This is a genomic window from Salegentibacter sp. T436 (assembly GCF_001932675.1).
GTDB lineage: Bacteria > Bacteroidota > Bacteroidia > Flavobacteriales > Flavobacteriaceae > Salegentibacter > Salegentibacter agarivorans.
The window spans coordinates 3,891,146-3,918,065 of record NZ_CP012872.1 but is presented as its reverse complement, the minus strand read 5'-3'; the positions used below and the strand labels follow the sequence as shown (position 1 = coordinate 3,918,065).

At 34.8% G+C, this 26,920-nt stretch carries 22 protein-coding genes; 10 read left to right on the top strand and 12 right to left on the bottom strand.

From position 1 onward, the window contains the following. Positions 1-101 precede the first annotated feature (101 nt). The 4 genes from AO058_RS17520 (at position 102) to AO058_RS17505 (ending at position 7,243) form a co-directional block, all read left to right on the top strand. On the top strand, positions 102-2,174 hold the full coding sequence (locus AO058_RS17520; protein WP_075327713.1) for a hypothetical protein: 2,073 nt from the start codon (positions 102-104) through the stop codon (positions 2,172-2,174). A gap of 503 nt (positions 2,175-2,677) precedes the next feature. Further along, positions 2,678-4,354, top strand: a complete 1,677-nt coding sequence (locus AO058_RS17515; RefSeq protein ID WP_156858158.1) for a beta-N-acetylhexosaminidase — start codon at positions 2,678-2,680, stop codon at positions 4,352-4,354. A gap of 127 nt (positions 4,355-4,481) precedes the next feature. Further along, positions 4,482-5,471 carry an amidohydrolase family protein gene (locus tag AO058_RS17510; RefSeq protein WP_075327711.1) on the top strand — a complete coding sequence of 330 codons (990 nt, stop codon included), beginning with the start codon at positions 4,482-4,484 and terminating at the stop codon, positions 5,469-5,471. A 533-nt stretch (positions 5,472-6,004) separates the two neighbouring features. Continuing rightward, on the top strand, positions 6,005-7,243 hold the full coding sequence (locus AO058_RS17505; protein ID WP_075327710.1) for a site-specific integrase: 1,239 nt from the start codon (positions 6,005-6,007) through the stop codon (positions 7,241-7,243). Positions 7,244-7,788: 545 nt separating this feature from the next. Here AO058_RS17505 and AO058_RS17500 read toward each other — a convergent pair. The 4 genes from AO058_RS17500 to AO058_RS17485 all read right to left on the bottom strand — a co-directional run bounded on the left by AO058_RS17500 (position 7,789) and on the right by AO058_RS17485 (position 11,419). Then, a complete protein-coding gene (locus AO058_RS17500) occupies positions 7,789-9,051 on the bottom strand; it encodes a type II toxin-antitoxin system HipA family toxin (protein WP_075327709.1) in 1,263 nt (420 codons plus the stop codon). After that, positions 9,051-9,371 (bottom strand): helix-turn-helix domain-containing protein, encoded by a 321-nt coding sequence (locus AO058_RS17495; RefSeq protein WP_075327708.1) that lies wholly within the window; start codon positions 9,369-9,371, stop codon positions 9,051-9,053. The genes AO058_RS17500 and AO058_RS17495 overlap by 1 nt, the downstream gene beginning before the upstream one ends. Positions 9,372-9,775: 404 nt before the next feature. Continuing rightward, positions 9,776-10,966, bottom strand: coding sequence for an ATP-binding protein (locus tag AO058_RS17490; protein ID WP_075327707.1), 1,191 nt, complete (start codon positions 10,964-10,966; stop codon positions 9,776-9,778). A 90-nt stretch (positions 10,967-11,056) separates the two neighbouring features. After that, on the bottom strand, positions 11,057-11,419 hold the full coding sequence (locus tag AO058_RS17485; protein ID WP_075327706.1) for a hypothetical protein: 363 nt from the start codon (positions 11,417-11,419) through the stop codon (positions 11,057-11,059). Positions 11,420-12,339: 920 nt separating this feature from the next. Between AO058_RS17485 and AO058_RS17480 the strand changes: the two genes are divergently transcribed. Both AO058_RS17480 and AO058_RS17475 read left to right on the top strand, forming a co-directional pair. Continuing rightward, entirely contained in the window at positions 12,340-12,858 is a 519-nt protein-coding gene (locus AO058_RS17480) for a hypothetical protein (RefSeq protein ID WP_075327705.1), read from the top strand. Further along, positions 12,858-13,700 (top strand): tetratricopeptide repeat protein, encoded by an 843-nt coding sequence (locus tag AO058_RS17475; RefSeq protein ID WP_075327704.1) that lies wholly within the window; start codon positions 12,858-12,860, stop codon positions 13,698-13,700. The genes AO058_RS17480 and AO058_RS17475 overlap by 1 nt, the downstream gene beginning before the upstream one ends. 237 nt (positions 13,701-13,937) lie before the next feature. On the opposite strand, the gene AO058_RS17470 is transcribed toward AO058_RS17475, so the two are convergent. Beyond that, positions 13,938-14,399 (bottom strand): DUF305 domain-containing protein, encoded by a 462-nt coding sequence (locus tag AO058_RS17470; protein WP_075327703.1) that lies wholly within the window; start codon positions 14,397-14,399, stop codon positions 13,938-13,940. Positions 14,400-14,402: 3 nt separating this feature from the next. After that, the gene (locus tag AO058_RS17465; protein WP_075327702.1) at positions 14,403-14,954 is read right to left on the bottom strand and encodes a DUF3347 domain-containing protein; all 552 of its coding nucleotides are present in this window, start codon (positions 14,952-14,954) and stop codon (positions 14,403-14,405) included. 192 nt (positions 14,955-15,146) lie between these two features. Here AO058_RS17465 and AO058_RS17460 point away from each other — a divergent pair, with 192 nt between their 5' ends. After that, positions 15,147-16,115, top strand: coding sequence for an ion channel (locus AO058_RS17460; RefSeq protein WP_075327701.1), 969 nt, complete (start codon positions 15,147-15,149; stop codon positions 16,113-16,115). A 43-nt stretch (positions 16,116-16,158) separates the two neighbouring features. Here the strand turns inward: AO058_RS17460 and AO058_RS17455 are convergent, their stop codons facing one another. Next, a complete protein-coding gene (locus tag AO058_RS17455; protein ID WP_075327700.1) occupies positions 16,159-17,343 on the bottom strand; it encodes a PepSY-associated TM helix domain-containing protein in 1,185 nt (394 codons plus the stop codon). A gap of 254 nt (positions 17,344-17,597) precedes the next feature. Between AO058_RS17455 and AO058_RS17450 the strand changes: the two genes are divergently transcribed. Next, on the top strand, positions 17,598-18,473 hold the full coding sequence (locus AO058_RS17450) for a DUF808 domain-containing protein (protein ID WP_075327699.1): 876 nt from the start codon (positions 17,598-17,600) through the stop codon (positions 18,471-18,473). Between the two features lie 189 nt (positions 18,474-18,662). Here AO058_RS17450 and AO058_RS17445 read toward each other — a convergent pair whose 3' ends face one another. From AO058_RS17445 to AO058_RS17435, 3 genes are all read right to left on the bottom strand, one after another. Next, a complete protein-coding gene (locus AO058_RS17445) occupies positions 18,663-19,184 on the bottom strand; it encodes a DUF4494 domain-containing protein (RefSeq protein WP_075327698.1) in 522 nt (173 codons plus the stop codon). A gap of 212 nt (positions 19,185-19,396) precedes the next feature. After that, positions 19,397-20,707 (bottom strand): alginate export family protein, encoded by a 1,311-nt coding sequence (locus AO058_RS17440; protein ID WP_075327697.1) that lies wholly within the window; start codon positions 20,705-20,707, stop codon positions 19,397-19,399. Positions 20,708-21,037: 330 nt separating this feature from the next. Beyond that, entirely contained in the window at positions 21,038-21,484 is a 447-nt protein-coding gene (locus tag AO058_RS17435) for a pyridoxamine 5'-phosphate oxidase family protein (RefSeq protein ID WP_083634210.1), read from the bottom strand. A 90-nt stretch (positions 21,485-21,574) separates the two neighbouring features. Here AO058_RS17435 and AO058_RS17430 point away from each other — a divergent pair, with 90 nt between their 5' ends. Next, entirely contained in the window at positions 21,575-21,955 is a 381-nt protein-coding gene (locus AO058_RS17430; protein ID WP_075327695.1) for a DUF6660 family protein, read from the top strand. A gap of 32 nt (positions 21,956-21,987) precedes the next feature. Beyond that, positions 21,988-24,156: a TonB-dependent receptor gene (locus tag AO058_RS17425; protein WP_075327694.1), complete on the top strand. Its 2,169-nt coding sequence runs from the start codon at positions 21,988-21,990 to the stop codon at positions 24,154-24,156. Between the two features lie 85 nt (positions 24,157-24,241). Here the strand turns inward: AO058_RS17425 and AO058_RS17420 are convergent, their stop codons facing one another. Further along, positions 24,242-26,071 (bottom strand): hypothetical protein, encoded by a 1,830-nt coding sequence (locus AO058_RS17420; protein ID WP_075327693.1) that lies wholly within the window; start codon positions 26,069-26,071, stop codon positions 24,242-24,244. A gap of 289 nt (positions 26,072-26,360) precedes the next feature. After that, positions 26,361-26,792 carry a PepSY-like domain-containing protein gene (locus AO058_RS17415; RefSeq protein ID WP_083634209.1) on the bottom strand — a complete coding sequence of 144 codons (432 nt, stop codon included), beginning with the start codon at positions 26,790-26,792 and terminating at the stop codon, positions 26,361-26,363. Positions 26,793-26,920 lie beyond the last annotated feature (128 nt).

Genomic DNA, 26,920 nt, shown 5'->3' with positions numbered 1-26,920 from the left:
AAGATTAGAAAAGCAGTTTTAAGTTTGCTGGAATAAGAATAAAAGTTGTCGGAAGTAAAAGTTACGGGTTTGTAACCAGTATTAACCGAGATTATTTAAATATGAGAAATAGTTTAAATCTAGAATGTATTCTATTCATAGTATGTTTTTTATTCATTTTTAGCTGTAAAGAGGATAAATATGACTATCCTGAGCAGGTAAATGAGTTTATAGAGGCAATTGAATATGAGTCTTTGGGAAAAGTAGAGCCAAATGTTGAATATCAAACCGTAGATGAAAATATAACCCGGGTGACTCTATCTTGGAATATAGAAGATACGATTTTTCAAGATGATTGGCGACTAAAGATCAAGCCTGAATTCGAACCTAATTTTCACTGGTCTCCGCATTTAACTCCAACAGGTGATCACATAATTCCACAACACGTTTTTAGGTCACCTGCTTTAGTTGTAGCTTCAGATACTAAACAACTTAGCATTGTGCCAGATATAGATTTATTAGATAAAGAATTTCCAGGGGAATGGTATATGGACTTGAATGCACCTGAAAATGAACTTATATTAGGATTAAGCCAGTCAAGAATAAAGGAGCACGTTTTATATACCCGGGAATCCGGAGCTTTTTACACTCCGGGTAAATTGGTATTTGGATTTTATATAATGACTCAGGAAAAGCAAGAAGGAATTGATAATCCATGGAGGGGTCTAAACAAGTTCTTCTGGGAAAACTGGGGAAACAAACTTTATGAGAAAGGAGAACCTTTGTCTCAGGACGATATGGAACCCTATGTAAAACATACTTATAACTGGGCGTTTCATAACTGGAAAGATGAAGTTTGGCAATATTTTGAAAATGACAAGGGAAAAGAAGTGGGTGCTCCTATTTTCATCGTTAATGTGACAAAAAGTCCCAATTTTCCAGGAGAGTCTTCAGAAAGGGAATTTGTTTCTATCTGGAATCAAGCCTGGTTTAGCTCATTAAGGTCAGCTTCTGGCCTTTATAGATATGCTCGACGAACTGGAGATGACGAGCTTCTACAGTATGCTTTGAAAACTAAAGAACTTGCGCTTTCATTCCCTCAAAAAGAAGGATTCTTTTACAGTGTCGTAGGGCCAGTAGGTAAATTTGAAACTGGGGAACCTTGGAGAAAAGTTTATTTTGGAAATTCTAACCGTAACCCTTACACTGGATCTCCCGAGGAATCACCATTTCATATTTTGGATATGAGTTTCACAGCCTACCTAATGCTTTGTTGGTTTGAGGAATTAGAAAAAGACCAGCGTTTACTCAATTACGCTAAAAAATATGCCGAAGGTTTATTAAAGAAGCAGGATGATAAAGGCTTTTTTCCTGGATGGCTTGATGTAAATTCCTTGAAACCTATGCAGCATCTTAACCAATCTCCTGAAACTTCTATGTCAGTTACATTTCTATTAAAATTATTTGAGATTACGGGAGAGGAAAAATACAAGAAATCCGCCTTGAAAGCCATGGAGGCAATTATAGAAGAGATTATTCCCTCGGGAAGATGGGAGGATTTCGAAACTTATTGGTCTTGCAGTCGTTACGGGTCTGAAGATCTCGTTAACCAAAAAGTTGAAAGAAATAATATGTATAAGCAGAATAATTTTTCTATTTATTGGACTGCCCAAGCACTTCTAAAAAGTTATAAAGTTACAGTAGATCGGAAATATTTAGAATATGGGCAGCGTACACTTGATGAACTCCTTATGACACAAGCCACCTGGCAACCTCCTTTTATGTATGTTCCTGTATTAGGTGGATTTGGAGTAATGAATGCAGATGCTGAATGGAATGATTCCCGACAAAGTTTATTTTCTGAATTAATTTTGGAATATGGGGATATTTTAAATGAAGAGGAATATACAGAAAGAGGTATAGCAGCCTTAAAAGCTTCATTTTCCATGATGTATTGCCCGGAAAATGAGATCACTCAAAACCAATGGGAAGCACGATATCATTTTTTCGGAAAAGAAGACTACGGTTTTATGATGGAAAACTACGGTCATAATGGAACAACTAGCAAAGATGGTATAGGAATAGGAGAATTTACAATTTATGACTGGGGAAATGGGGCAGCTTCCGAAGCATATAACCGTATTATAGACCACTATGGGAAAGAACTTTTGATGGGATCCAAGAATAAAACCTAAAATAATTATACCGTCAAGTAAGTTTGACTGTCATTTTGTAGAATAATAATAATTTTAGGTTAATTGATAGAAGTGGGTATTGGAATAGCAAACTATTCTTATTAATACGCTAAGGCTTTATAAGGAGATTGTAGGATATATGAATTCTTTTCAATTAGATGGGAAGATGTTTAAAAATTTAAAAGGTTAACATAGAATTCTGAATGTTGTACTAGCCGCGGATGCTAGAACTGTTGTTAATTAGGAGGAAACTCTTTTAGATTTACCTGTATGGATTTTTTAAGCATTCATGCCATATTTTGTTTTCTTAAAGCTAGGGTATGAACTAATGCTAACTGTTTGAACAATTACAGTTCATGTGTCAATATACTTTTATGACAACAAAATTCAGAATCGATCTAAAGGAAGTGGTAGCAAAAATTTTCCATAATAATACAGGTACATATACTTTTTGATTAATTCAAATCAAAGGAGAAAAATAATAATTTATAATATAAACTTTAATGATGAGAAAAGTAATATCCTTAATTTTTCTCTTGGCTGTATTCACTTCGTGTGAAGAAAAATCTTATGAAGAATACGCTACTACTGAAAATTCTGAATCTGATTATCCTATCATTCCAAAGCCTGCTTTCATGGAAATAGCGAACGGAAGGTTCTTTGTCGACGAAAATACCCGCATTTTTGCTTCTGAGGAATTAAGACAAGAAGCTTCTTTTCTTTCGGATATGCTGAGAACCGGCACGGGAGAAGAAATTTCTATTGAAAAAAATTCGAAAGAAAATCAAAGAGGAATTTATCTCTCCCTGGATGATGATGCTAAAAATGATGAGTATTACTATTTAAGGGTAGAATATGATAAAATTGAAATTTCAGCTAAAACTGCAAAGGGAATTTTCTATGGTATTCAAAGTCTGAGGCAATTAATGCCTGCAGAAATTGAAGATTCCTCGGTTGCTGAATTGGCCATTCCCGCTGTACGAATTCAGGATGAGCCACGCTATGCGTACCGTGGAATGATGCTGGATGTTAGCAGGTATTTCTTTCCTGTAGAGTTTGTAAAAAAGTTTATCGATCTTATTGCTTTACACAAAATGAACACATTCCATTGGCATTTAACTAATGACCACGGTTGGAGAATAGAAATCATGAAGTATCCGAAATTAACTGAAATAGGGTCTGTTCGTAAAGAAACTGTCTTGGAGAAAAACTTAGATCCTTATATAGGAGATGGAGAGGAACACGGTGGATTTTACACACAGGAAGAAGTAAAAGAGGTCGTCACGTATGCTGAGAAAAGACATATTGTGGTTATTCCGGAAATAGGAATGCCCGGTCATTCAACAGCTGCCTTGGCTGCATACCCTGAATTAGGAAATGATACAGGTCCCTACGAAGTATCAACTGCATGGGGAATCAAAGACCAGATCCTCGCTCCAAAAGAAGAAACTTTCCAGTTCCTTGAGAATGTGCTAACTGAGGTGATGGAACTGTTTCCAAGTAAGTATATCCATATTGGAGGGGATGAAGTTCCCAAGAAAGAATGGGAAGAAAGCACACAGGCACAAGCGGTTATCAAAAGGGAAGGACTGGAAGATGAAGATGAATTACAAAGTTATTTCATTCAACGTATCGAAAAATTCCTTAACGACAACGGAAGACATTTAATTGGCTTTGATGAAATTCTGGAAGGAGGTCTCGCTACTAATGCCACTGTAATGTCCTGGCGTGGAATACAAGGTGGAATTGCGGCAGCCAAACAAGGCAATGATGTAATCATGACACCTAATACTCACCTTTATTTTGATTATTATCAAGCTGATCCCCAAGATGAACCGTTGGCCATTTGGGGGGATATTTCGGTAGAAAAGGTATATTCTTATGACCCTACACCTAAAGAACTTTCCCAGGAGGAAGCACAACATGTAATAGGAGCTCAGGGTAACCTATGGACAGAGTACATCAGTACACCGCAATATGCAGAATATATGATCCTTCCCCGTATGAGTGCTCTAGCTGAAGTTGTCTGGACTCCTAAAGATAAAAAAGATTGGGATGATTTTAAAAGAAGAGTTTTTATTCTAAAAAAAAGGTATGATGCTCTTGAATTACAATATGCAAATCACATTTTTGAAAACCCTGGATCTTCAGAACCATTAGTAGAGAAAGAAAAAAAATGAAGTGAAGGTGAAGAAAGTCTATCAGCACGTCGATGTGATATTTTTGAAATTTAAAACTTTAGGCAAATTTAAGGGTATGAAAATCTTAATTGGAAAGAAAAAAGGACAATAATTAAAAGCCAATATTATGATTTCAAAATTCATAGATGCACATGTACATTTAAACACACATTCCTCCGAAAAGATGGAAAAAATGATGGAATACAATGCTGGCTTTCTTTCCATAAATACCAATATTCCTTTTTTTGATGAGATTGTAGAACAGGAAAAAATAATTTTGGAATATCAAAAAAAATATCCTGGGAGAATTAAATATTTTACGACTTTCAATTTTAAAAAATGGGGATCATCACATTTTGTTGATGATGCGATTTGCCAAATAAAACGTGGGTTGGAGAATGGTGCCTTAGGGGTGAAGATATGGAAAGATGTAGGTTTCGATTACCATCAAAAAGACAAGGATTTTGTGATGATAGACGCCCCTATATTCGATCCTATTTTTGAATATATACAGGAAAATAATTTAATTCTGTTAGGGCATCAGGGTGAACCGAGAAATTGTTGGTTACCTCTTGAGAAAATGACTGTAAATTCTGATAGAGACTATTTTAAAGAACATCCAGAATACCATATGTTTCTTAAAGAAAAACATCCGTCTTACGAAGATCATATGCGAGCTAGGGACCAAATGCTTGATAAATTCCCCGATATAACTTATGTTGGACTTCATCTTTTTAGTATGGAATGGAGTATAGACGAAGTGGCTTATCGTTTGGATAGGTATCCTAAAACATTAACCGATGTAGCCGGTCGGGTTTCTCATCTGCAACTTCAAGCCAAGGTAAATTGGAAGGGTATAAGGGATTTCTTTATAAAGTACCAGGATAGGATTATATATGGAACCGATGTAATAGACGACGGGATCATACCGGCTGAGGAAATAGCAGCAAGGTTTGAACATTTATGGAATTTTCACTACGATTTCTTTGCCACAAGAAAAACTTTGAGTACTCCTGAATTTCAAGGGGAATTTGTAGGTCTTAACCTTCCAAAATCAGTAGTAAAAAAGATATTTTATACTAATGCGAAGGAAACTTATGGATTTTATAATTTTTAAAATTTCGATAAAAGAGAGATTTTAAAAATAAATTACGCGCTTTAAATTTAATAATATCTTTTAGCTTACTCTATTCCCAGAAATAGGGAACTTAGGGATGGATATAATATTAAATTGTTTTCTGAATAATTTGGATTTGTATTAAGTTTCAAATTTTCTTGTATTTTTATATAATTGAAGTCAAAATATCAGAAATAAGTTCAAAATTAAGGATACCTAAAAGGTTACCTTGAAATTTTAAATCGCCGGAACTACTTCCAGACCTTAGATGCGCAAGTTAGGTTTGAATCCTGGCAAGGTCACTTTCAGAGAATTCAAATGATATCAAAACCCTGTAAATGCTATGATTTACAGGGTTTTATGTTTTTTAGGGGTTTTGTTAGAAAGACTTTTATTATATTTAATATCTAACAAATCGTCAACATAAAAATTTATCCTGTCAACATGTTGACAGTTTGATTACCAGTAGCTTAAATTTTTTTGTGGATTTGACTTTCGTCTTTTAACTGAATATTAATTTAAAGACGATACCTATGCGTACTTCTAAAACATTTTCCATCTTATTCTGGGTGTATGCTTCCAGAGTGAAAAACAATCAAGCCAATCTCTACGTTCGAATTTCTCTAGATAGCCGTAGAGTAAACATTAGTTTAAAATCTAAAGTTCCATTCGATCTTTGGGATCCTTCGACACAACGTGTCGATGGTAATTCTAAACAAGCTAGGGAGGCTAATAATCTCATTTCGGAGACCAGAACAAAGATTTTCCAGAATTACCAGGACTTAAGGTTCCAGAATAAAAAAGTAACCGCAGACCTTCTTAAATCAAATTTTTTAGGGGAAGGGCCTAGAGATAAAACCTTGTTAGATATTTTAGAGTATCACAAACAAAAGATTGAGAAAACGCTTACCAAAGGAACCATCCGTAATTTCGGTGTTACAGAGAAATATGTTCTTAAATTCTTAAACGAAGAACTTAAGACGACCACTATTTATCTGAACGAACTTAATTATAAGTTTATCAATGACTTTGCGAATTTCCTTTTTAACTACTGGCCAAAAGGCCATGTGAACGCCATGAGTCATAACACGGTAATGAAGCATTTACAGAGACTTCGTAAAATAGTAACTCTTGCTTTTCATTTGGAATGGGTTGAAAAGGATCCGTTTATACGCTGGAAACCTACTTTTCAAAAAAAGGAACGAGACTTTCTAAATCTTAGTGAGTTAAAACAAATCGAGGATTTTAATTTTCATAATGACCGTTTGGATAGGGTGAGGGATTTATTTGTTTTTAGCTGTTATACAGGAATCAGTTTTACAGATATGAATGATTTAACCAAGGATAATGTTAGGAATGGTCTGGACGGCCAGAAATGGCTTTTCACTTCAAGAAATAAGACTAAAGCCAAAGTTAAGATACCTTTACTGGATAAAGCTCTAGAGATACTCGAAAAGTATGAGGATCATCCAATGACAGAAATAAGCCAAAGTCTTTTGCCAGTTATAACCAATGTTAAGGTTAATCTTTATTTAAAAGAAGTCGCTGATCTCTGTGATATCAAGAAGAATTTAACCTTCCATATGGCCAGACATACTTTTGCTACTACTGTTACGCTTTCCAATGGAGTACCTATAGAAACTGTCTCTAAACTTTTGGGGCATACGAAAATAGCAACAACCCAAATATATGCGCGAGTTCTTGAAGATAAATTAAGTCAAGATATGTCTGAACTCAGCAGAAAGCTTAGGAATTGGAAACCTAATGTTTAATTATAGATTAAACGAAATCTGATAGTAGGTATTAAACCAATCCTGTTCTTAAGGCTTTTGTACATTGAAAAATGGGCGTAATGAAAGTTATGGTGTTTTTAAAATTCCATGAACAGATATGGTTTAAATGGCCACAGTGCAAGATCAAATACTTAAAAGCCTTGTTAATCGGAGGATTTTCAAGGTTTTTTGTTTATAATATTCTTTGTTTCTCCGTATTTTAATATCCTTTTAAAATTATGGAATAATTTATTTCTAGTTTATTTCGTGATTTAATTGACAAATTTTTTTGAATTCAGGTTTTGTAGGCAAAAAGGTTTGTTTCCAGTTTAAAGGTAGATTTGAAAGACAAATTTTTTTGAATTCAACTTCTGTAAACAAAGTTATTTGTTTACAGGTTTTTGAAGAATCTGATTAACAAATTTTATCACTCTAAATTTACTTTTTGTAAACAGATAGGGTAATTTGTAAGCTTCCCCTAATTAGAACTGCTTGATTGTCCAAAAATATCATTTTATTGTAAGAAATAGTATTGATGAACTATTTTAATGTTTAAACGCATTTTTCATTAATTCCATTTCATTTCTTGGAATACTTAAATCCGTCGCTAGTTGTTCCCATTGGGCTACATTCTGCTGAATTTTATTGATAATAGCATTGGCTTCTTTTTCTTTTAACCGAAAATAAGGAGCGACTTCCCTTACCAAGTCTAAATCCAAAGCATTGTCATTTTCTGAAATATTAAGTTTTAAACCGGTGCCGTTCAGAGTTGGATTGATATCATAAGCCGGCGAAAGTATCCAACCGGAATCCGTTAAGAGGAATCCGTGATTGCGAAGGTGATCATCCGTATTCGAAATACAAACATTAAACGCAATACGTCTCCATAACTTCCGGAGGTCATTTTCAACATCAGCCCCATTCTGCATTAAAAATTCCAGCAGCTCTAAATAACTAACCCCATCTTGATAATCCGTTCCATCAGTATATCCTAATAAAGTCATTGCAGAAGCAAAGTGAATGCGGGTACCGTCATTTTTACGATCAAATCGTTGTGTTAGAAATGTATGTTGGTGGTGTGAAAATTTTTGTACTCTTGACGGTGCCATTTCAATACCGGATCGAATGGCAAGTCGATACGCTAGCATTTCCCAGGCGCCCATATCCTGGCGATCATTTTGACTTGGAAATTTAGCAATCCATAAATCGCCATCAATATCTTTAATATTGGCTTTAGGTCTTGCACCTCCTAAAGAAGACCCCGGAGCCATTAGCATATTGAGCCATTTTAGATATTCTGGGTTATCTAAGGCATCTTCTTTCTCTAGTTGTAAGCTGGCAAATTCAAGATCTCGAAGTGCAGCAAAAGGTGGGGCGGCCATAGTTTCATCATCATCTAAAAAAGCACCATCCTGTGCGGTTTTAAAACGAAGTCCTCCCATTCGGTTATTGTCGTAAACTCCGAGTAGATAATCTGATTCCATTAAAGTTTTAGGTCGGCGTTCTTCTTTCCTGGCTTTAGCAGCCTCTTTACGCATCATCAGCACCCGTCCCCATCTGTCAGGTGAAGAATCTAAAAAAATTCCGAAATTGGATTCTTCATCATTCAGGTACTGAGCACCTTCGAACAATTGCAAGTCTGGATCTATGATCTGTGCATAATCCGATCGTAACCATCCTTTATCGTACTCAAAGGAAAATATTTCTTTGCCCCTAGATGGCGTAGCATATAAACTTCCCATTAAGAATGGAGATTCAATTCCATCCCAATGCGCATATACCAATATTTCTTTTCGTTCCAGTGCCATTATTTCTTAGTGTTTTTTGGGGCGCGTTCCTTTACGGTTAGATCGGCGTCCTGTATTTTTCTACCTAATACATCATCGTCGGCCAAAAGCAATATATCTTTCTCCAGACCTAATACTAATAAAACTTGCAAAACAATACCTAAAGAAACCGCAGGATTTCCTTTCTCTAAAGATGAAAGCGTTGGACGGGAAATCCCTGCTCGTTCTGAAACCTGATCCATCGTCAGTTTCCTCCGTAAGCGTGCTAACTTAATATTTTCACCCACTGCTTGTAAAAGCTTTTTGTTTTTAGGCAATAATACAATCTTGTTTCTAGACATAACGTTAAATATATTTTACAAATATAGGTAAAAAAGTAAATAGTATTTTACGTTATTGAAGAGTACTTCTATGAATATATTGTACTAAATTGTTCCCAAGCATAAATAAAGTAAGATGTATTGTCTTGGATTTCACTCAGCACAAATTGACCTCCTCCCGATTTACGAACTGGTTAAAAGCATAAAATCTGAGCCTAAATGGTTCCCAAGATATTATACATATACAAAATGAAGACAATCGGATTTTAGCTAATACAAAACCTAGAGCAATCACCACAAATCAAGTGCCTAATGAAACTAATCTAAAAGTGATTATTAATGGAAAATGCGTAGCAAAGTAAAGTACTTTCATAAATAGTCTTTTGTTTTATTTGCACATTCTTTGCCATCACCCTTCTCTCCATTTAGTACATAAAACCAAAAAGCCAAACAGGAATGATATTTCCAAAACCTATCTCTATACCATCTTTTGCAATGTAGGCACTATTTGTACCGGCTATTTGTTTTTTACTTTTGTTCTTTCCGCCTATCTCAAACGTATAGGTTTTATCAATTAAAAAATCAGCAGTTTCTGATCGGTTGATTTCGTGTAAGCCTTTAAACTGATTCAAAAAAAACGTCTCCCTAACATTCCCAATGTTGGTGTTTTCTTTTGCTAAAGCATACATTAAATTCGTGTTGTTCAAGTATAGTTTTTCAGGTTTGGTTAATATACCAATTCCGGAAGTATCTTTATACAACTCATTCACCAGACCGGCACGTTCCAGGATTTTTATGCTTTGTACTAACATATTGCGAGAAACTCCTATTTTCTCACTCAGTTTTGTAATGTTTGGAGTAAAGGGTGCACTGGAAGCTACACTGATCAATAGTTTTTTAAGTTTTACCAAGGTTTCATAATGTAAATCTTCTACCGCATTGATATCGATTTCTATAATAAGATTGATGGTATTTTGTAATTTTTGAAGATAAAGCGTTTCATTCTCTTTGTAATAAGGGTACACCCCGGTTTTTAAATACTTGTCAAATAGTGGTAAAGGTTTTATTTCATTTAAAAGTTCATCAGCAATTTCGTTATGCCTCGCTAAAATTTCTGAAAATGTATAGCGTTGAATTTTTTGTTTGGTTTCAAAAGCAATAAACTCCCTGAAAGAGAGTTCTTTTAGATCATATGCAACAGCTCTTCGGCTTAAATCCGATTCAGCTTTATAGATTTCGAGCATCGAAGATGATGTAAAAATAATATGAAGCTCTGGAAAGTTATCATAAATCAGTTTTATTTCTCTTGACCAATTAGGGTATTTATGAACTTCATCAAGCAATAAATGCGTTCCTCCAAATTGGTTGAATTGTTTCGCTAAATCATACAGTTTATTTTCAAAGAAATAGAGGTGATCTAAACTCACATAAAGACTGGATGATATTGGCAAATGTAATTTTGCTAGCTGTAAAAGCAATGTTGTTTTTCCCGCACCTCTTGCTCCTTTTATAGCAATAAGCCTGTTGTTTAAATCAATTTGATCAATAAGATAACGCTGTATTGCTAAGGGTATCCGTGCAATTTTTGACTGAAATTCTAATAATAAATTTTCCATATTTGCTTTCTGTAAAAAGCAAATATACTTGTTTTATGCTTTTTGTAGAAAGCAATTTGTTGTTTTTTTACTTTTTGGTTAAAGCAAAAATTACCTGCTAACATAAATTTCAGCGTCGGGAAATTCTTTACATGCTTTCAGATAATTTTCAACGAATGGCACAAAGTTCTCATATAAACCCCATCCGTTACTCGAGTTGAATTGTTCAAAATATTCAGGTCTTGATTTTAGATCCTTCAATCCTTTTTCAAGTAATTTAATAATATTTTTTGCTTTGGTCGAATTAATTTCTTCAGGTCGCCATAATGCTTGATAAATGTCAGCTTCCGCTGCCATTTTATTTAAGTTGTGAGTGATATTGGCCCAATACAATTCTTCTTCCTTCTCAATATGCGTTTTACCTTCATCGTAACTTAAATATACTTTTCTAATTAACTGAACATCTAAACTCATAATTAATTTTAATTAGTACTGTTCACCTTTACAAACATTAAATAACTGTGCGAAAGCAGTATTGCACTTACAACTGTCCCAAGTTGTTTTCGTTAACTAAGTAAAATAAAAAAGAGGATAAACGTAAAAATAAATTGGATTAAATTTTGAATTTAATCCAATTTTAAATCTATAAAGGCTCTCCATAGTTTTTATAGGTGCCAGTATGCAAGTTGTCTCGGTTCTGGGACGGTGAATTAGACTTTGGATCATTTTTTATTTCATCAGCTTTCAGCATCCAACTTCGGGCAAAGGCCTGCCAATTTGTGATCGGATTTTTACCATTCAATTTCCAGCCTATGGATTCGTAAAAATTATAGAATTTTTTTGCCTATAAGTAGCTTCTATTTTTTGCTTTAAAATAATCAATAACCTCTTGCTCATTTTCTGAACAAGTATTTATAAAAGAGTTTATAATATGTTTACTCTTAGGTTTATTAAAAGATACCAATTTTTGGACAGGTATTTCTTAATATTTGAGCAAAAAATTCAATATTTTTTCTATTTTTAAGATCTCATTAACAAAATGGCAATCGCTCCCTACACGCTTTTTTCAATAATTAATAACTAAAAAATAAAATATGAGCTTTTTTTCTTTTTTTCCGATTATAATTATGATTGTTTATTTCGCAATAATATTTGGAATACTTTATTTGATCTTTAAGTGGGTTAACAAATTTATCAGTTTACGAGAAGAACAAAATGGGCTCTTAAGAGAGATTATTAATAGAATGGGGGATAATAAATAAGTCATTATAGGATCTATATTTCCAATCTATTAAAGTTTATTTTAAATGGATGTAGGTTTTGAATTTTTAAAATAGATAGAAAGGAATGCTTGTAAAAATTATATGGATCTGTTGGCCATTTGAACAAACCGAATGAAAAAATCACTTTTAATAATATCTACCCTATTTGCTCTGCTAAGTTGCAAATCTGATAGAAAAAATACTGAAAAACAATCATATTCACGCTGGGTTGGTGACATAGCGCAAAATGAAAAGATTGATGATGTAACCTTTAAAGTTTGCAATGGTGATAGTCAGATTCTTCAGTATTTCAATTTAGGCCAGGGTCCTGTTTATACCGGAGAAAAATCGTCTATTCTAAACACTTTTAAGTCAAAATACGAAACCTTGTCAGATAGTGATCAAAACGGCTTTATCAGGTTGCGTTTTATAGTAAACTGTGAAGGTAAAACAGGCCGATTTAGAGTATTGCAATCTGATGAAAATTTCGAGGAAATTGAGTTTGATAATAAAATAGTTAATCAACTTGTAACTATAACCAAAGGTATTGAAAAATGGGGAATTTTTTACCGCCAGGATGATCCTATTGACTATTATATGTATCTCATTTTTAAAATTAAAGATGGCCAACTAACCGAAATTTTGCCTTAATGAAAAAGCTAAGTTTAATATTATTGGTGTTTTCATTTTCCGGATTATTTGCACAACCCAATTGCGAAGCATACAAATATCAGGGAGACACATTAAAATACGAAGCCTGTATAAAAGCGATGGAGGCTGGAAAGCATTACCAGTTTAGTAAAGAATACCAAACTATTCTGGACGAATCCTTAGCCATAGATCCCACATTCGATTATGCTTACTGGGCAAAATCTATTGCTTATCTTAAAAGTGGAGATTTTGTAACCTGGAAAAAACTTATAGATAAAGCTGTAGAGCTCAACCCAAAAGAACATCTTGGATATAGGGGCTGGTGTCGCTACCAATTTTTTAGAGATTATAAAGGAGCGATTAAGGATATTGAAAAGTTAGATAGTTTGGTAGATTACGACATTGGTCAGGGCCAAAATGGAACTTATCATTTAAACATAGCAAAAGGCTTGTGTTATAAAGGAATTGGGGAAAAAGAAAAAGCAATAGCAATTATTGAAAACCAAATAAAACTAAATGAGGCTGAAGATTTTGTAGGTGCCTATGATTATTTACATCTCGGGGTACTTTATTTAGAAACCGAGAGATTTGAGCAGGCAATTGAATTATTTAAAAAACAATCTCAAAATAATGATTTAGCTGAAAATCAATATTATTCGGCATTAGCTTTTTTGAATTTAGATAAACCCACTGAATATAAATCGTCTTTGGAAAAAGCCAGGAAACTTTACAAGGAAGGAAAGCAAATTTCTGATCCCTATTCAAATCCAATGGATAAAATATACCTTGAAGATATTGAGAATCAATTAAAAAAAGTTTCAAAAAATATAAATGATGAATAAAGCAAGATTTGAAAACTTGATGATCGTAATAATTGCGGCAATTCTTTTAATTGTAAGTTTTCTGAACAAAGAAGAATATAGTCCAATCTCCTTAATCCCTTTGGTATTCCTATTCTTAAGTGGAAAGCTATTTTATAAGGAAAAGCGCAGCAAAGCCTGATTAGAAGTAGAAAAATTAAAATCTATAAATAGGCAGGATATTCTACTGCTACACTACTGGAAATTATTTTCTATGTATTATTCCTCCTCATTTTCCAGTCTATAAATTATTTTCTTCATTTGAGCAATTTCTCTTTTTTGAGCGGCAATAATTTCTTTAGCAAGTTCTTTGGTTTCGGGATCTTCTAAATCGGCTTCCTGGCTGGTTAAAATTGCCGAAGCATGGTGGGGAATCATCCCTTTCATATATTGAACGTCTGAAATCCCGGTTTGTGTACGCATCATATAATAAACAGAACCAAAACCAACTATAGAAACCACTAATATAATTGCGTTAAGGGTTTTGTTCTTATACATCCCCAGCATAAATAATAGCATAATAACCGCCATAGCTGTTATCATTAAAAGTGTCATATACGTTCGCATCGTGCTTAACATCACATATTCAAACTTATCAGCATTTAAGAACATGATGCCGTACATTACTATGAATGAGACTAACATCATTAATCCAAATTTTGCATAATTTCCCTTTTGCATAATTTATTTTTTTGGTTTGATTGTTTCTTTTATACTGCCACATTTCGGCATTTCTTCACCTTTATAAGGATTTTTAATTTCCTCAACTTCTGCAAACCAGAATGCTCCTTTGTTATTAAAAGCCATTGGGCAGTGTTGTTTGTAAATTGTTCCTTCAGAAAGGTTTTGCTTAAATAGGGATTCAACTTCAACAGAAAAATCAGAAAAAGTACTTCTTAACTTTTCAATATCTTCAGCTTTCGCCATTTCTTCCGAAAGAGATTTTAATTCGGCAAAATCATCATCAAAACTGTTTGCAATATTTTGGGAAGCATCTTTAGCAGCTTCCAGGTCATCGTTAAATAAAGCGGTTCGTACTTTTAAATAATAATGATAAACGGTACCTGTCATCCCATCTTTAAAACTGCTGTCGGCAATATCAGGTATTTCTTCTTTCTTTTCTTTAACTTCTTCCTCGGTTTTTACTTCTACGCTTTGCTCTTGTTTATTATCATTACAGGATGTAAAAACAAAAAACAGTAAGGGAAGCAACCAGTACTTTCTTGTATATTTCATAACTATGCTCATAGATTATACATGAGTATCTAAGGTATAGCTTATTAAGCGGGTCTTTTTTAAAATTTTCATAAAAATATAGCCCAGACACTAATCAATGCCAGGCGCTGCTACCAATTTGAATTTATACGAAAGATTAATCAAATTGTTTTTACCTTTAGAAGTCTGAAGAAAAATTTTAAAAAATAATAAATGTCTGGAATATTACTATTTATCGGAATTGTCTTATTACTTATAGCAATTCACGACTTTTTTTTCACCACGCTTTCGGGAAGTGGTACCGGGTTCGTCTCGAGGAATATTTCTATTTTATCTGATAAGATCATTCAGTTTGGGGTAAAGATTTTTGGTAGAAAAACCTACAATTATAATGGTTTGTTCGTGAATCTTATGATCCTGTTTTTCTGGCTTCTCCTAATTTGGGGTGGTCTGTTTTTGGTTTTCTCTTCAAATCCCGAAGCTATCACCAATAGCAGTGGTAAAATAGCAAACTTTTGGGAGCGCCTTTATTTTACAAGTTATACGCTATCCACCCTGGGAATGGGAAATTTCACACCAACAACCGCAATATTTGAAATGCTAACCGGTGCATTTTCCTTCTTTGGTTTTATTTTCTTTACCAGTTCAATGACCTATTTTCTCTCGGTTGCATCGGCACTGGTAAATAAAAGAACCCTGTCTAAGAGTATTTATCACCTGGGAAAAACGCCACGGCAAATAGCAACGAATATTTTAAGTTTTGATTCATCTTTCACCTACCAGCAAATCTCAGAGCTACAAAATTTAATAGATAAACATGCGGTGAATCATCACGCATATCCGGTAGTTCATTTTTACAGGCAAAGTAAGAAAAGGGACAGTTTTAGTATTAATATTGCAAGATTAGATGAGGCAATTAGTATTCTTCTTTATGCTGAAGAAGAAAATAAATACCGCGAGGAATTAAAGGTATTGCGATCTTCTTTATCTGATTTTTTAGAAGATATGGAAAAGAATTTCGCTTCAAATTTACTAATACGAAAGAACGCGGAGAATTCTTATAGCTTTCCAACTTTAAATTCTAAAGATGACGAAAAAGAGCTACAGAAACGCAGGAATATAGTTCAAGGTCTTTTTGGAAGTGAAAACTATACCTGGGATGATATTTTTAATAAAAGTTGAGGTATTTTAAATACCAGGTACAGCAAAAAGTAGAGATTTATTTTTAATTTGAAGCAGCCAAAACCTGTTTTTCACTTCGTTGGGGTGCTTTAGCTTTCACTCTTTTTCCATACCATAAAAGGAAACCGGTTACGGGCAGCGAGCTACATAATAAACTAATTAAAAAGGCTAAAATTTTACCCGGCAACCCGGCAATGGCACCAACGTGAATATCGTAGTTCATTCTTAATATTTTTTCGGCTACACCAGCTTCTTCGTAGACCCCGTAAATAGTTTTTGAAGGAATTTCAGTAAGGTCATTCTGGTCGTAAAATCTATAATCTGAATCGTAATAAATGTCATCACTATTGCTAACTTCTACATAAATGCTATGGTTTTCATCATGGGGATAATGAATTTCAAAGTCTTTTGCCTCTGGAAATTTTTCCTTCAAAAAGGGCATTAGTTCTCTAATGGGTTCATCTTTTCCTGGTACATTTTTAAAGCTTCCATTTGTATTTTCAGGAACCGCGAAAACCACTTCTTTTTCTCCTCCAATACCTTTATAAAATATTTTAGCAAAAGTTTCAAAAGTCATTACAAGCCCGGTAAAGATGAAAATAACCGCTATAAAACTGGCATAGAAACCAACAATTTGGTGCAAATCGTAATTTTTACGTTTCCACCTGGTGGTTGGTTTCCATTGAAACCAGGTGCGTTGTTTTCTAACTTTTTTGTTTTTAGGCCACCAAAGTATAATGCCAGAAACCAGCATAAGAAAGAAAATAAAAGTACTCCAGGCTACAATTTCGCTTCCTATTTCTTTAGGCAACCATAAATGCATATGACCATCTAAAACAAAATGAAAAAATCCTGATAAATGATCTTCTGTATGAAGAATTTCTCCGGTCCAGGGATGAAGAAATACCGATTGGTAAAATTCCGGTTTTTCTTCATAAAAAATAACTTCTATAGGCTTTTTTCCTCCTCCGTATAATGTGCCGTGAATATATTTTCCAGGAAAAACACTTTGCGCAATATTTTTAGCTTCTAATGGATCTATCTCCGGGTTGGTTTGCGGAACAACTTCTGGCACTTTAGAAGTTAATGCGGTAATTTCTTCCTGAAACGCCCAAAGACAACCGGTAATAGAAACTATAAAAACAACTAAACCTGTGGCCAGCCCAAGGTATAAATGAAGGGTTCTAATATATTTTCTGAACTTTTTTCCCGGTTTATTTTTATCCATTACCCAAATTTTAACCCGGCCAGTACCGGATAATCATTGTTGATTTTATATCTAATTAGAATAGGTCTAAATAAATATTAAAGCGAAAGTAAAATGTTCTCTTTTAAAGCACAAATTTTATTTAGAATATTTTTAAATAGAGATCTTCATTGCAGTTAATTCCATAGGGCATTCAATTTGAAAGAATTATTACAATAATATTTAGATTTCAATTTATTAAATACACTTACCTTTCGGCATTAAAGTAAATAATTATGGCGTCAGGAATTTTTGCCCTTTTAGATGATATCGCAGCTTTAATGGACGATGTAGCGGTGATGGGAAAAGTGGCCGGAAAAAAAACAGCAGGACTTTTAGGTGACGATCTTGCGGTTAATGCAGAGAAAGCTTCAGGTTTTATGTCTGCCCGGGAATTACCGGTTTTATGGGCAATTACTAAAGGTTCTTTTTTAAACAAGCTTATTATTTTGCCAGCGGCATTTTTGTTAAGTGCTTTTCTGCCATCGGCAATTACGGTTATTCTTATAATTGGCGGGCTCTACTTGGCTTATGAAGGCGCCGAAAAAGTTCACGAGTACTTATTTCCTCATTCTCATAAAAAGGAAAAACCGAAACTCGAAAAACTATCAGAAGAAGAAGTTTTAAGCCGGGAAAAAGAGAAGATAAAATCTGCAATTTTAACCGATTTTATACTTTCGGTAGAAATTGTAATTATTGCCCTGGGTACGGTAGGGCAGGAGCCTTTACTTACGCAAATTATTGTGGTTACCCTAATTGCGATTATTGCCACCGTAGGGGTTTATGGTATTGTAGCCCTAATTGTAAGAATGGATGAGTTTGGTGCGAAACTTATAAATTTAAACGAGGAAGAAAATAGTTTTTCTGATAAAATTGGTCGATTTCTGGTAAGTGCGCTTCCTAAAGTTATTAAAAGTTTATCGGTGATTGGTACCATAGCTTTGCTTTTGGTTTCGGGAGGAATTTTTGTACACAATCTCGATTTCTTCCACGGTTTATTTGAAAATCTTCCTGGAATTATCGTAGAATTTCTAACCGGCCTGGTAGTTGGTTTTGTAGTTTTTGTTATTATAAAACTCGGTATTAAAATCTGGAAGAAATTTAAAAACTAGGTTTTATCTAAACTGAAAATTCTTTAAGAGAAACTTTAAAAAAAGAGGCTGGCTTAAAAGTTTTCAATTCATCATTCTGAACTGGTTTCAGAATCTAAGATGTTTTATAGCAAAAACACTTTAGAATCTAAGGCCAATTGATTTGATACTTTACTTTAAGCCAGCCTATTTCTATTTTGAAAATAAATTTTATACAACTTCTTCAGTATCTTCAGCCGTTTCTGCTTCTGAAGACTCATCGGCATCAAGCACATTAAATTTTTCCAGTTGTTCTTCCTCACCGCTAAAATATGGAAATACATCTAAAATTGGAGATTCCGTAATAGAAGGGATGGAGTAATCTCCCATAGTTTCTTCCATTGCTTTGGTAGTATTTTCAAAAGCCTCTTTCACATCATTCGCCTGGACTAACAGGTAAATATTGGTCTTTTTTTCCTTTCCACTTTCTTCATCTAAAGCCACGAGGGAAACCTTGGATTTAAACCACCTATCAGAATTTTCAAAAGGATGCACTTCAGAAAAATTAGCGACTTTTATATTCATAATTCTAAAATCCTCACTGGTGTAGGCAGTCATCTCTTCGCTAATTCTTGCTTCAGCTTCGGTATAAGATACGGCATCTAAAAGATAGGTATCTGTGGTCATTTTCTGTTCTCCGGTTTCGTGTGTTTTTTTGTATTTCACCTTACATTCAAACCAAATTACGCTCATAATCTATATTTTTTTAGGGCTTCAAAAATAGGATTTAAAAAGCGTCAGCCATTAAATATGCTTAATAGATATTCACAATTTTAAACATATAAGCTGATGAAATTTTTATGTTATATAAAGCCGGCGATAATGATTTGACAATAAATCTTTTAAGACCTTTTTAGATAATTTGAACAGAATTCATTCAGAAATTAATCAGTTAATCGTCTTTTTTAAAACAGTAGACCTATAAACCTATTTTTCATTGTGGGCCTGTACATTAGCATAAGATAGGCCCAGTTTTGCGTTCCAGCCGGGTTCTGTACATTTTGCAAATTTACAAGATTGTTGTCTTGAAAAAACTGGCTGTAACCCGCCTGCAGGGAAACCGATCTATTCAGAATAAATCCAAGGGCGAGATCTGTTTCATAACCAAGATGAAAATCGTCATATCCAGAATAAGGCGTAAAACTGTTGAAAGCATGATTGGTTAGAGACACAAATAACTTCTGATTCAAATTGTACCTCGTCCTAAGAAATATATCCCGTAAACCCACAGAATTTTCGTGCCGGCCGCCAACATAAAAGGTATCCATGTATCCGTTATGGGCGTGGTTAGTACCATACAGCGGAGAGAAAGAATTGTTCTCTCCGTTATTACCGCCAGGGTCTGTGCCGCTAAGCAATTCTATTCCCAGGGTAAATTTTAGATTTTTTCCGTTTTCTGAATCCAGGGGAATGCTTTGAGAAATCTGGGCACTGGCATCAAAAGCATTCACTTTTCTGCCCTGCAAATCTTTACCGAATTGATGATAATAAAAACCTGCTAAGGTTGTATTTCCTAACTGATATTTTAAAGTCGGAAAACCCAGACTTTGCCGGTAATAGATGCCGGTATTAATTACTTCTTCGTTAGTGTCTAATTTAGAATATTGTAATCCATTATTCCAGAAGAGGACCGAAAAATTAAACTTTCCACTAAAATTCTCATACCTCAAAAAATGAGCGACTTTATATTGGTTGGGTGTACTAAAGAAATTCCCGCTTAGGCTTTGGTTATCCTGGTTATAACCTGCCCCGGCGTGTAACTTTGTTGTGCCTTTTTCATATTTTAAGAGTGCGAAATCGTGAGCTCTTCCCTGTAATGCCCAATCTAAATTGCCAAGGAACCTAAAATTATCATAGTTGAGTTCCTGCCGGCCTAATTTGATGCTAAAATTATCAGATAAAAAAGTTTCGGCCCAGGCTTCGTGCAGGGAAAGAAAATTATCGTTGGCTTTTACCTGCGGGGTGTTTCCCCAGGTACGAACATCCTGAATACTCACATAGAATTTAAATTTTTCCAGTTCATATTGTACATTTATACGGGCGCGTTGCGCAATAAAAGCAGCTGCATCCTGGTTCTCTTCAATAAGTTTACCGTAACCGTGGCGGTATTCGCCTCTTTGAACAATTTGCCCGTCAACATTAAACTGGGCATATACACTATTTGTAAATACAAAAAATAACGTAAGTATCAGGTTTACAAGCCTAAAAATTTTCATCAATAAATCTTTTATTTATTTGATAATCGTGATTAAAATACTCCGAAGCTTGCCGCGAAAATTAAACAATTGTTTGCCATATACGCCTCGTGCGTTTGCTGGGATGTGGTTCTAAATAATTGAGATTTTATCCTGGCTGAGTGGGAGCTTTGGCTCTCGGGTCCAGTTCTGGTCTTAGAATAAGTGGAGTAAAATTTCTTCAAATTAATTTTATTAATTTTTCGGGTTTCCCCTGCATATTATAAGTTTAATTAAATGCGGTGGTTTGCTTAATCAAGTGAATTAATAGGCTTAAAATTATTAAAAAATTACAAATTATTTAGCTTTAACCTACTCTCTTTGGCGTCCATTAACTTCATCAATATTAATACGGTAAACTACAGGTGATTCTGAGTTACTTTTACTGGAAAAATTTTCAATAAAATCTGGGCAGGGATTTCCTGTATTTTTTATTACTTTCTTTACGCCTTCAGAAAATAAACGCAGCATATATTTAGCATCTGCTCCTTCTAATTCTTCAAATTTGCCGTACAATAAAACCGATTTCCATTCTTCTAATGATGAAATCTCATCTACCTGAAAAGTGACCAAAGGATTTTTGCGCATGGCTTCAATTTTACCTCCCTGCCCCGAATAGGTTAAAATACTGTGCTGTTCAGGATTATAATAATAGGTAATCGGAATTATTTCTCCTCTTGCCCTGGAAATATAGCCGAGCCTGCCTATATAATTATGGGCGAGTAGCTTAATACTTTCCTCTGTGGTCATAGCTCTCATAATATTTAATTTAGAAGGTGAATAATAACGATAAGAAATAATTCTGCTTTAAAATTCGGTCTAATTTATTGCGGAATCTCGAAATTAAATATGACGGATATCATTAAAAATAATCTTCCTTCTCAGGAATTTCTTACTTTTGAAAATATGAAAATCCTGGCAACTTTTTTAGGCATATTTTGCTTGCTTGTTTCAGCATATCCTTGCTGTATAGGCGATGATTGTGAATCAGCTTCTGAGATAAAAATTTCTGAAAATCAGGATCAGCAAAACGATGATTGCGCCTTATGCTCTCCTTTTATAAGCTGCGGAAGTTGTACGGGTTTTATTCCAAATACAGATGAAATTGTGACGGTCCCTGACCTTCACCCCATACCATTTTCAAATTTATTCGGACTCACTTTTAAAAGTGTTGAAGCCGATTATGCCGAAAGAGTTTGGCAACCGCCAAAACAGGTTATTATTTCTTGAAAACAGAATTAATAATAACCTAAATTTTCATAATGATTAAAATCTTATTTAAACTGGCGATCTTCCTGGTCGCTTTTAACGCTGTGGGACAAAATTCCCTGGAAGCCATAATTAAAAATGCTGAAGATAAAATGCCTTTACTTGGGGCTAATGCGGTAGTTTCGGGAACAGATATTGGAGCCACTGCAAATATAGACGGCGAAGTTACTTTAACCAAAATCCCAAATGGTAAACAAACAATTGTATTTAGTTTTGTGGGTTTTGCTTCAGAAGAAATCACGTTGGATTTTCCCAGAGCCACCCAGGATACGTTGGAAATTTTTCTTGAACCCGGCGGGGAAGAAATGGAAGAAGTTATTATTCAATCTACCCGTTCCCGGCGTAGTATGGCCGATTTACCTACGCGGGTAGAAGTAATTTCTGGCGAAGAACTCACCGAAAAAGGAAATATGAAACCCGGTGACATTAGGATGTTGCTCAACGAAACTACGGGAATTCAAACTCAGCAAACTTCAGCAATTTCCGGTAATTCAAGTATTAGAATCCAGGGGCTGGATGGAAAATATACACAGCTATTAAAAGACGGATATCCGCTTTATTCCGGTTTTTCCGGTGGTCTCAGCTTGCTTCAAATTGTACCTTTAGACCTGCAACAGGTTGAGGTAATTAAAGGTTCTTCGTCTACTCTGTACGGCGGTGGAGCCATAGCCGGACTGGTAAATCTTATTTCCAAAACTCCGGGAGAGGAAAGAGAACTTAATTTTATGCTGAATGCAACCTCAGCATTGGGCCTGGATCTTAGCGGATTTTATGCTGATACCTATGGGAAATTGGGGACTACCGTTTTTGCTTCTTACAACCTTGGATCTCCTTACGACCCTGCAGATATTGGTTTAACCGCTATTCCTGAATTTAATCGTTATACTATAAATCCCAGGGTGTTTTACGAGTTTTCAGAAAATACGAAGTTAGATGTGGGAGTGAATACTACGGTGGAAGAACGCACCGGTGGGAATATAGCTTACCTGGAAGGTGAAGACGTGGAAGACCCATTTTTTGAGAGAAATAATACGGCTAGAACCACTTTACAGTCTGGTTTTGAGCATTCGTGGAATGATGATAATCGCTTTAACCTAAAAAATAGTTTCAGTTTTTTTGACCGGGAAATTCAAACCGGTGACTATATTTTTGCAGGGAACCAGTTTGCCTCTTATAATGAAGCTTCTGTAGTTTTGGGTGGTGATAAAATGGAATGGATTGGTGGCCTCAATTTATGGGTAGATAGCTTTGAACAGGATATTTTAACTGATGCTCCCGTGGTAGATTATGAGCATCTAACGTATGGAGCTTTTGTTCAGAATAATTGGCGGGCTACTGACTGGTTTCAACTGGAAAGCGGACTTAGAACAGATTATCAAAATGAATATGGATGGTTTGTTTTACCAAGAATCTCGGCAATGTTCACAATTTCTGATGCCATTACCACTAGGATTGGAGGAGGAATGGGCTACAAAACACCTTCGGTTTTTACCGAAGATGCAGAACGACTTCAATTTAGAAATGTGATGCCTATTGATGTGAGCACTACCCAAGCCGAAAATTCCATTGGGGGAAATTTTGATATTAATTACCGAACCGAACTTTTTGAAACTATAGAATTTACAAGCAATACACTTTTCTTTTATACTAAAATTGATAAGCCCATAATTCTTGAAAATACTGCAGAAGGCGTTTTTGAATATTTACAACCAAACGGGTTTGTGGAAAGCAGGGGAATAGAAGCAAATTTAAAGTTTGGCTATAAAGATTTTAAATTATTTACCGGTTATACTTATGCAGATGTAGACCGCACTGAGAACGGAAATACCTTTGAAATGCCGCTGGTTTCCAAACACCGTTTAAATAATGTTTTGATGTATGAGCAGCATGAAAAACTTAAAATTGGTTTGGAGGGTTATTATTTTAGTCCGCAGCAGTTAAGCGACGGCGCAACCGGACAGGAATACTGGATTTTTGGTTTAATGATGGAAAAGTTATGGGAAGATTTCTCGATTTTCCTGAATTTCGAAAACTTTACCGATACCCGTCAAACCCGGTTTGATTCTATATATACCGGTTCTATTTCCAATCCTCAATTTAGGGATATTTATGCCCCGGTTGATGGTTTTGTAGTAAATGGAGGGATAAAATTATTTTTATAAATAAAAACCTGTTTTAAAGCGGAAGTTTCTTGCTTCCGCTTTAAAAAACAGGTAAAAAGTCGTCTTTCTAAATTTATTTTAGAATCTAAGTTGAAATCGCTCTTGAAACTTTCGGTTCTAAATTTATTCCGGTTAGAGAATCTTTTAGTTCTTCCAATTCCCCCAGCAGTTGATTTTTACTTTGTTGAAAAAGATTGGTTTTATTCGTAAATAATTCCTGATAATAGGAGATTCCGTCTAAAAGGTTAAGCTTGAATTTTTCTAATTTTTTCTTCTGTTTCGTAGAAGGTTCATCCATAAATTCTTCAATTTCATTCTTGAAATAGTCCAGGTAAATTTTTAATTCTTTTACAAACATATTAGGCCGGTTAGGCATCTCCATCACAGAAATTTTTCCGTAGATATGTTGTATCATTTTTGAGAGCGATACAACTTTTGAGAAATACGCCATATTTGGCCCGGGACAAATGGCAACGCCCTGTGCCTGGCCTTTTATTCTAATATCGTTTTCAAGAAAAGAGGCATTTCCCAACCCAACACATAAACAGGCTTTTTCGGTAATTTTGTTCTTCTTTTTTTCTAATACCTCCTGGGAGAAATTATCTTTCTTATCTTCCAGTTCTTTAAGCTTTATATCCTGAAATTTTTTAGAAGCAGAACAAATTCCTTTCTCATCGTATTCTTTACTTAGGGCCAGAAATTTTTTAGGGCAGGAACTACCGCTTTTATTTTCAGCAATTCGTTTTTCTTTTAGTTGTTCATTGGTGGTTCCCCTCACGGTGTTGAATGGTATGCCCAAAGGTGAAATATGACTTAGATAAAGATCTTTTTCTTTTGCTTTTACCAGTAATTTACGCGTTTCAATATCAACTGATGTAGCTTCAGGTACCAGTAAGAATGGCGTTCCCCAACCTACAGAAGATACCTTGTAATGCTCCAGCAAGAAGTTATGTTCTTCAGCCGTACCAACCCCGCCCTGAACTGTTATTTTAAGGTCAAGAGGTTTCTGAGGAACCGGAATTTCTTTCTGCTCTAAAGCTTTGCTCATTAATTGATGAGCCGATTGAACAAGTTCATCCTTTTTCTGATTAAATTCTTCCAGAATTGGCCCCAACAGGTGACCATCGGTAGCAAAGGCGTGGCCGCCGCAGTTTAAGCCCGATTCAATTCTATATTCTGAAACCCATAAACCTTTTTTGGCCAGGTAATTTCCCTGGATTGAAGCCGATCTAAAATCGCTTACTTTCAGGATAATTTTCTTTTTAAGCTTGCCACTTGCATCAGGAAAGAAATCTTTGAAATTTTCAAAATAGCTATAAAGCCTGGGGTTTAATCCTGCCGAAAGTACAATAGAAGAGGAAAGTTTCGAATTGGCAAATCCGCGTAGCGCAGCATGGGCATCATTGAATTCTACCGGCAACTGCTCGTTTTTAGCGAAATTATCCTTATCAATTTTCGCCATAATATTTACATCTATACTGCCGGGGCTAAGATGGTTTTCAATATATGTACTCAATTTTTCTTTCGCATCGGCGCCGTTATCCAGCAAATTTTGAAAACCTTGCTTGATTTCAGAATGATTAGGCAATATGGAAAGGTAATTTTCTAAAGCTGTTTTGCTTTCTGTCAATTCCTTTTTAAAACTCTCAAACTTATCCTGAACGATATTGTTTACCAGGTCTAAATAAGAGGTAATACGTGCTGCGCGGGAATCGGGATTTTTCTTCGGAATTTCTTTATAAGGCAAATTAAATTTCTTGCTGTAAAAGGCGTTCATTTTTTCAATAAGCTCGTCGTCTATAATTGAAATTACCGAAGATATTCCATATTTAGCGACCCGTAGCGGACTGTCAATTGTAAAAGCTGTTCCCATTACCGGGATATGAAAACTGTGCATTTGGTTTGTTTTGGTCATATTCTAATAATTATTTGCGGCGTAGGCTAAATTAAGCCTGGCCGATCCTATTTAAAATAAGGAGTTAAGATTGCAATTTGTAAAGGAAAGAAGTTGAAAACTGCTAAAATATGACCCGCATCATATTTAGAATATTAAGTGAAGGGTGAGCTGTTGTTGTGAGAGTTTCCTGATTAAGGCGTGAGGATTTTAAAAGAATTTACGGAAAAATATTCTAAAAAAAAGCGCCCATAGGTCTATAACCAATGGGCGCTTTTACATTAATAATCTATTAAAAAACTCGAATAACTTAGTCTACTTTTCTAAAGTTACCTTCGCCATCAAATTCAAGTTCGGTACCGTCAGCCAGTTCTATTTCCTGCTCTTTTTTCTGTTTTTCCCATCCAATTACCTGTGCATCAGCATAATTTTCTTGCAAATAAGAAGCCATTTTAGATGGCAGGGCAGAAGTAGGTATTACTACATCGGTTTGGCTTTCAATTTCAGAAATATTTCCATTTTCGTCAAAATCCAGTTCAAGGCCGTTAGAAAGAACTACTTCAAATTTTTCATCTTCCCAAATTTTCCATTTACTATTTTCTTTAACCTCTTTTACATCAGCAGAAGAAAAATTCTGTTGAATATATTCCTGGGCTGTAGAGGGTAAATTATTTGTATTTGTTTGTGCAAAAATTCCCATTGTACACAATGCGAAAATTCCTGATAAAATTACTCTTTTCATAATATTTGTTTCTTTATTCGATGCGAAGTAAGCCTTCAAATCTGGAAAGAATTTGGAATTTGACAGTTATAAATCCTAAAATTCTGCCAAATTTTCTATTTTAAAGTTTGGTATACCTTCCCATTTTT

Coding starts and splice junctions, on each gene's coding strand:
- AO058_RS17520 (WP_075327713.1), top strand. CDS start 102: ATGAGAAATAGTTTAAATCTAGAATGTATTCTATTCATAGTATGTTTT.
- AO058_RS17515 (WP_156858158.1), top strand. CDS start 2,678: ATGATGAGAAAAGTAATATCCTTAATTTTTCTCTTGGCTGTATTCACT.
- AO058_RS17510 (WP_075327711.1), top strand. CDS start 4,482: ATGATTTCAAAATTCATAGATGCACATGTACATTTAAACACACATTCC.
- AO058_RS17505 (WP_075327710.1), top strand. CDS start 6,005: ATGCGTACTTCTAAAACATTTTCCATCTTATTCTGGGTGTATGCTTCC.
- AO058_RS17500 (WP_075327709.1), bottom strand. CDS start 9,051: ATGGCACTGGAACGAAAAGAAATATTGGTATATGCGCATTGGGATGGA.
- AO058_RS17495 (WP_075327708.1), bottom strand. CDS start 9,371: ATGTCTAGAAACAAGATTGTATTATTGCCTAAAAACAAAAAGCTTTTA.
- AO058_RS17490 (WP_075327707.1), bottom strand. CDS start 10,966: ATGGAAAATTTATTATTAGAATTTCAGTCAAAAATTGCACGGATACCC.
- AO058_RS17485 (WP_075327706.1), bottom strand. CDS start 11,419: ATGAGTTTAGATGTTCAGTTAATTAGAAAAGTATATTTAAGTTACGAT.
- AO058_RS17480 (WP_075327705.1), top strand. CDS start 12,340: ATGAAAAAATCACTTTTAATAATATCTACCCTATTTGCTCTGCTAAGT.
- AO058_RS17475 (WP_075327704.1), top strand. CDS start 12,858: ATGAAAAAGCTAAGTTTAATATTATTGGTGTTTTCATTTTCCGGATTA.
- AO058_RS17470 (WP_075327703.1), bottom strand. CDS start 14,399: ATGCAAAAGGGAAATTATGCAAAATTTGGATTAATGATGTTAGTCTCA.
- AO058_RS17465 (WP_075327702.1), bottom strand. CDS start 14,954: ATGAAATATACAAGAAAGTACTGGTTGCTTCCCTTACTGTTTTTTGTT.
- AO058_RS17460 (WP_075327701.1), top strand. CDS start 15,147: ATGTCTGGAATATTACTATTTATCGGAATTGTCTTATTACTTATAGCA.
- AO058_RS17455 (WP_075327700.1), bottom strand. CDS start 17,343: ATGGATAAAAATAAACCGGGAAAAAAGTTCAGAAAATATATTAGAACC.
- AO058_RS17450 (WP_075327699.1), top strand. CDS start 17,598: ATGGCGTCAGGAATTTTTGCCCTTTTAGATGATATCGCAGCTTTAATG.
- AO058_RS17445 (WP_075327698.1), bottom strand. CDS start 19,184: ATGAGCGTAATTTGGTTTGAATGTAAGGTGAAATACAAAAAAACACAC.
- AO058_RS17440 (WP_075327697.1), bottom strand. CDS start 20,707: ATGAAAATTTTTAGGCTTGTAAACCTGATACTTACGTTATTTTTTGTA.
- AO058_RS17435 (WP_083634210.1), bottom strand. CDS start 21,484: ATGAGAGCTATGACCACAGAGGAAAGTATTAAGCTACTCGCCCATAAT.
- AO058_RS17430 (WP_075327695.1), top strand. CDS start 21,575: ATGACGGATATCATTAAAAATAATCTTCCTTCTCAGGAATTTCTTACT.
- AO058_RS17425 (WP_075327694.1), top strand. CDS start 21,988: ATGATTAAAATCTTATTTAAACTGGCGATCTTCCTGGTCGCTTTTAAC.
- AO058_RS17420 (WP_075327693.1), bottom strand. CDS start 26,071: ATGACCAAAACAAACCAAATGCACAGTTTTCATATCCCGGTAATGGGA.
- AO058_RS17415 (WP_083634209.1), bottom strand. CDS start 26,792: ATGAAAAGAGTAATTTTATCAGGAATTTTCGCATTGTGTACAATGGGA.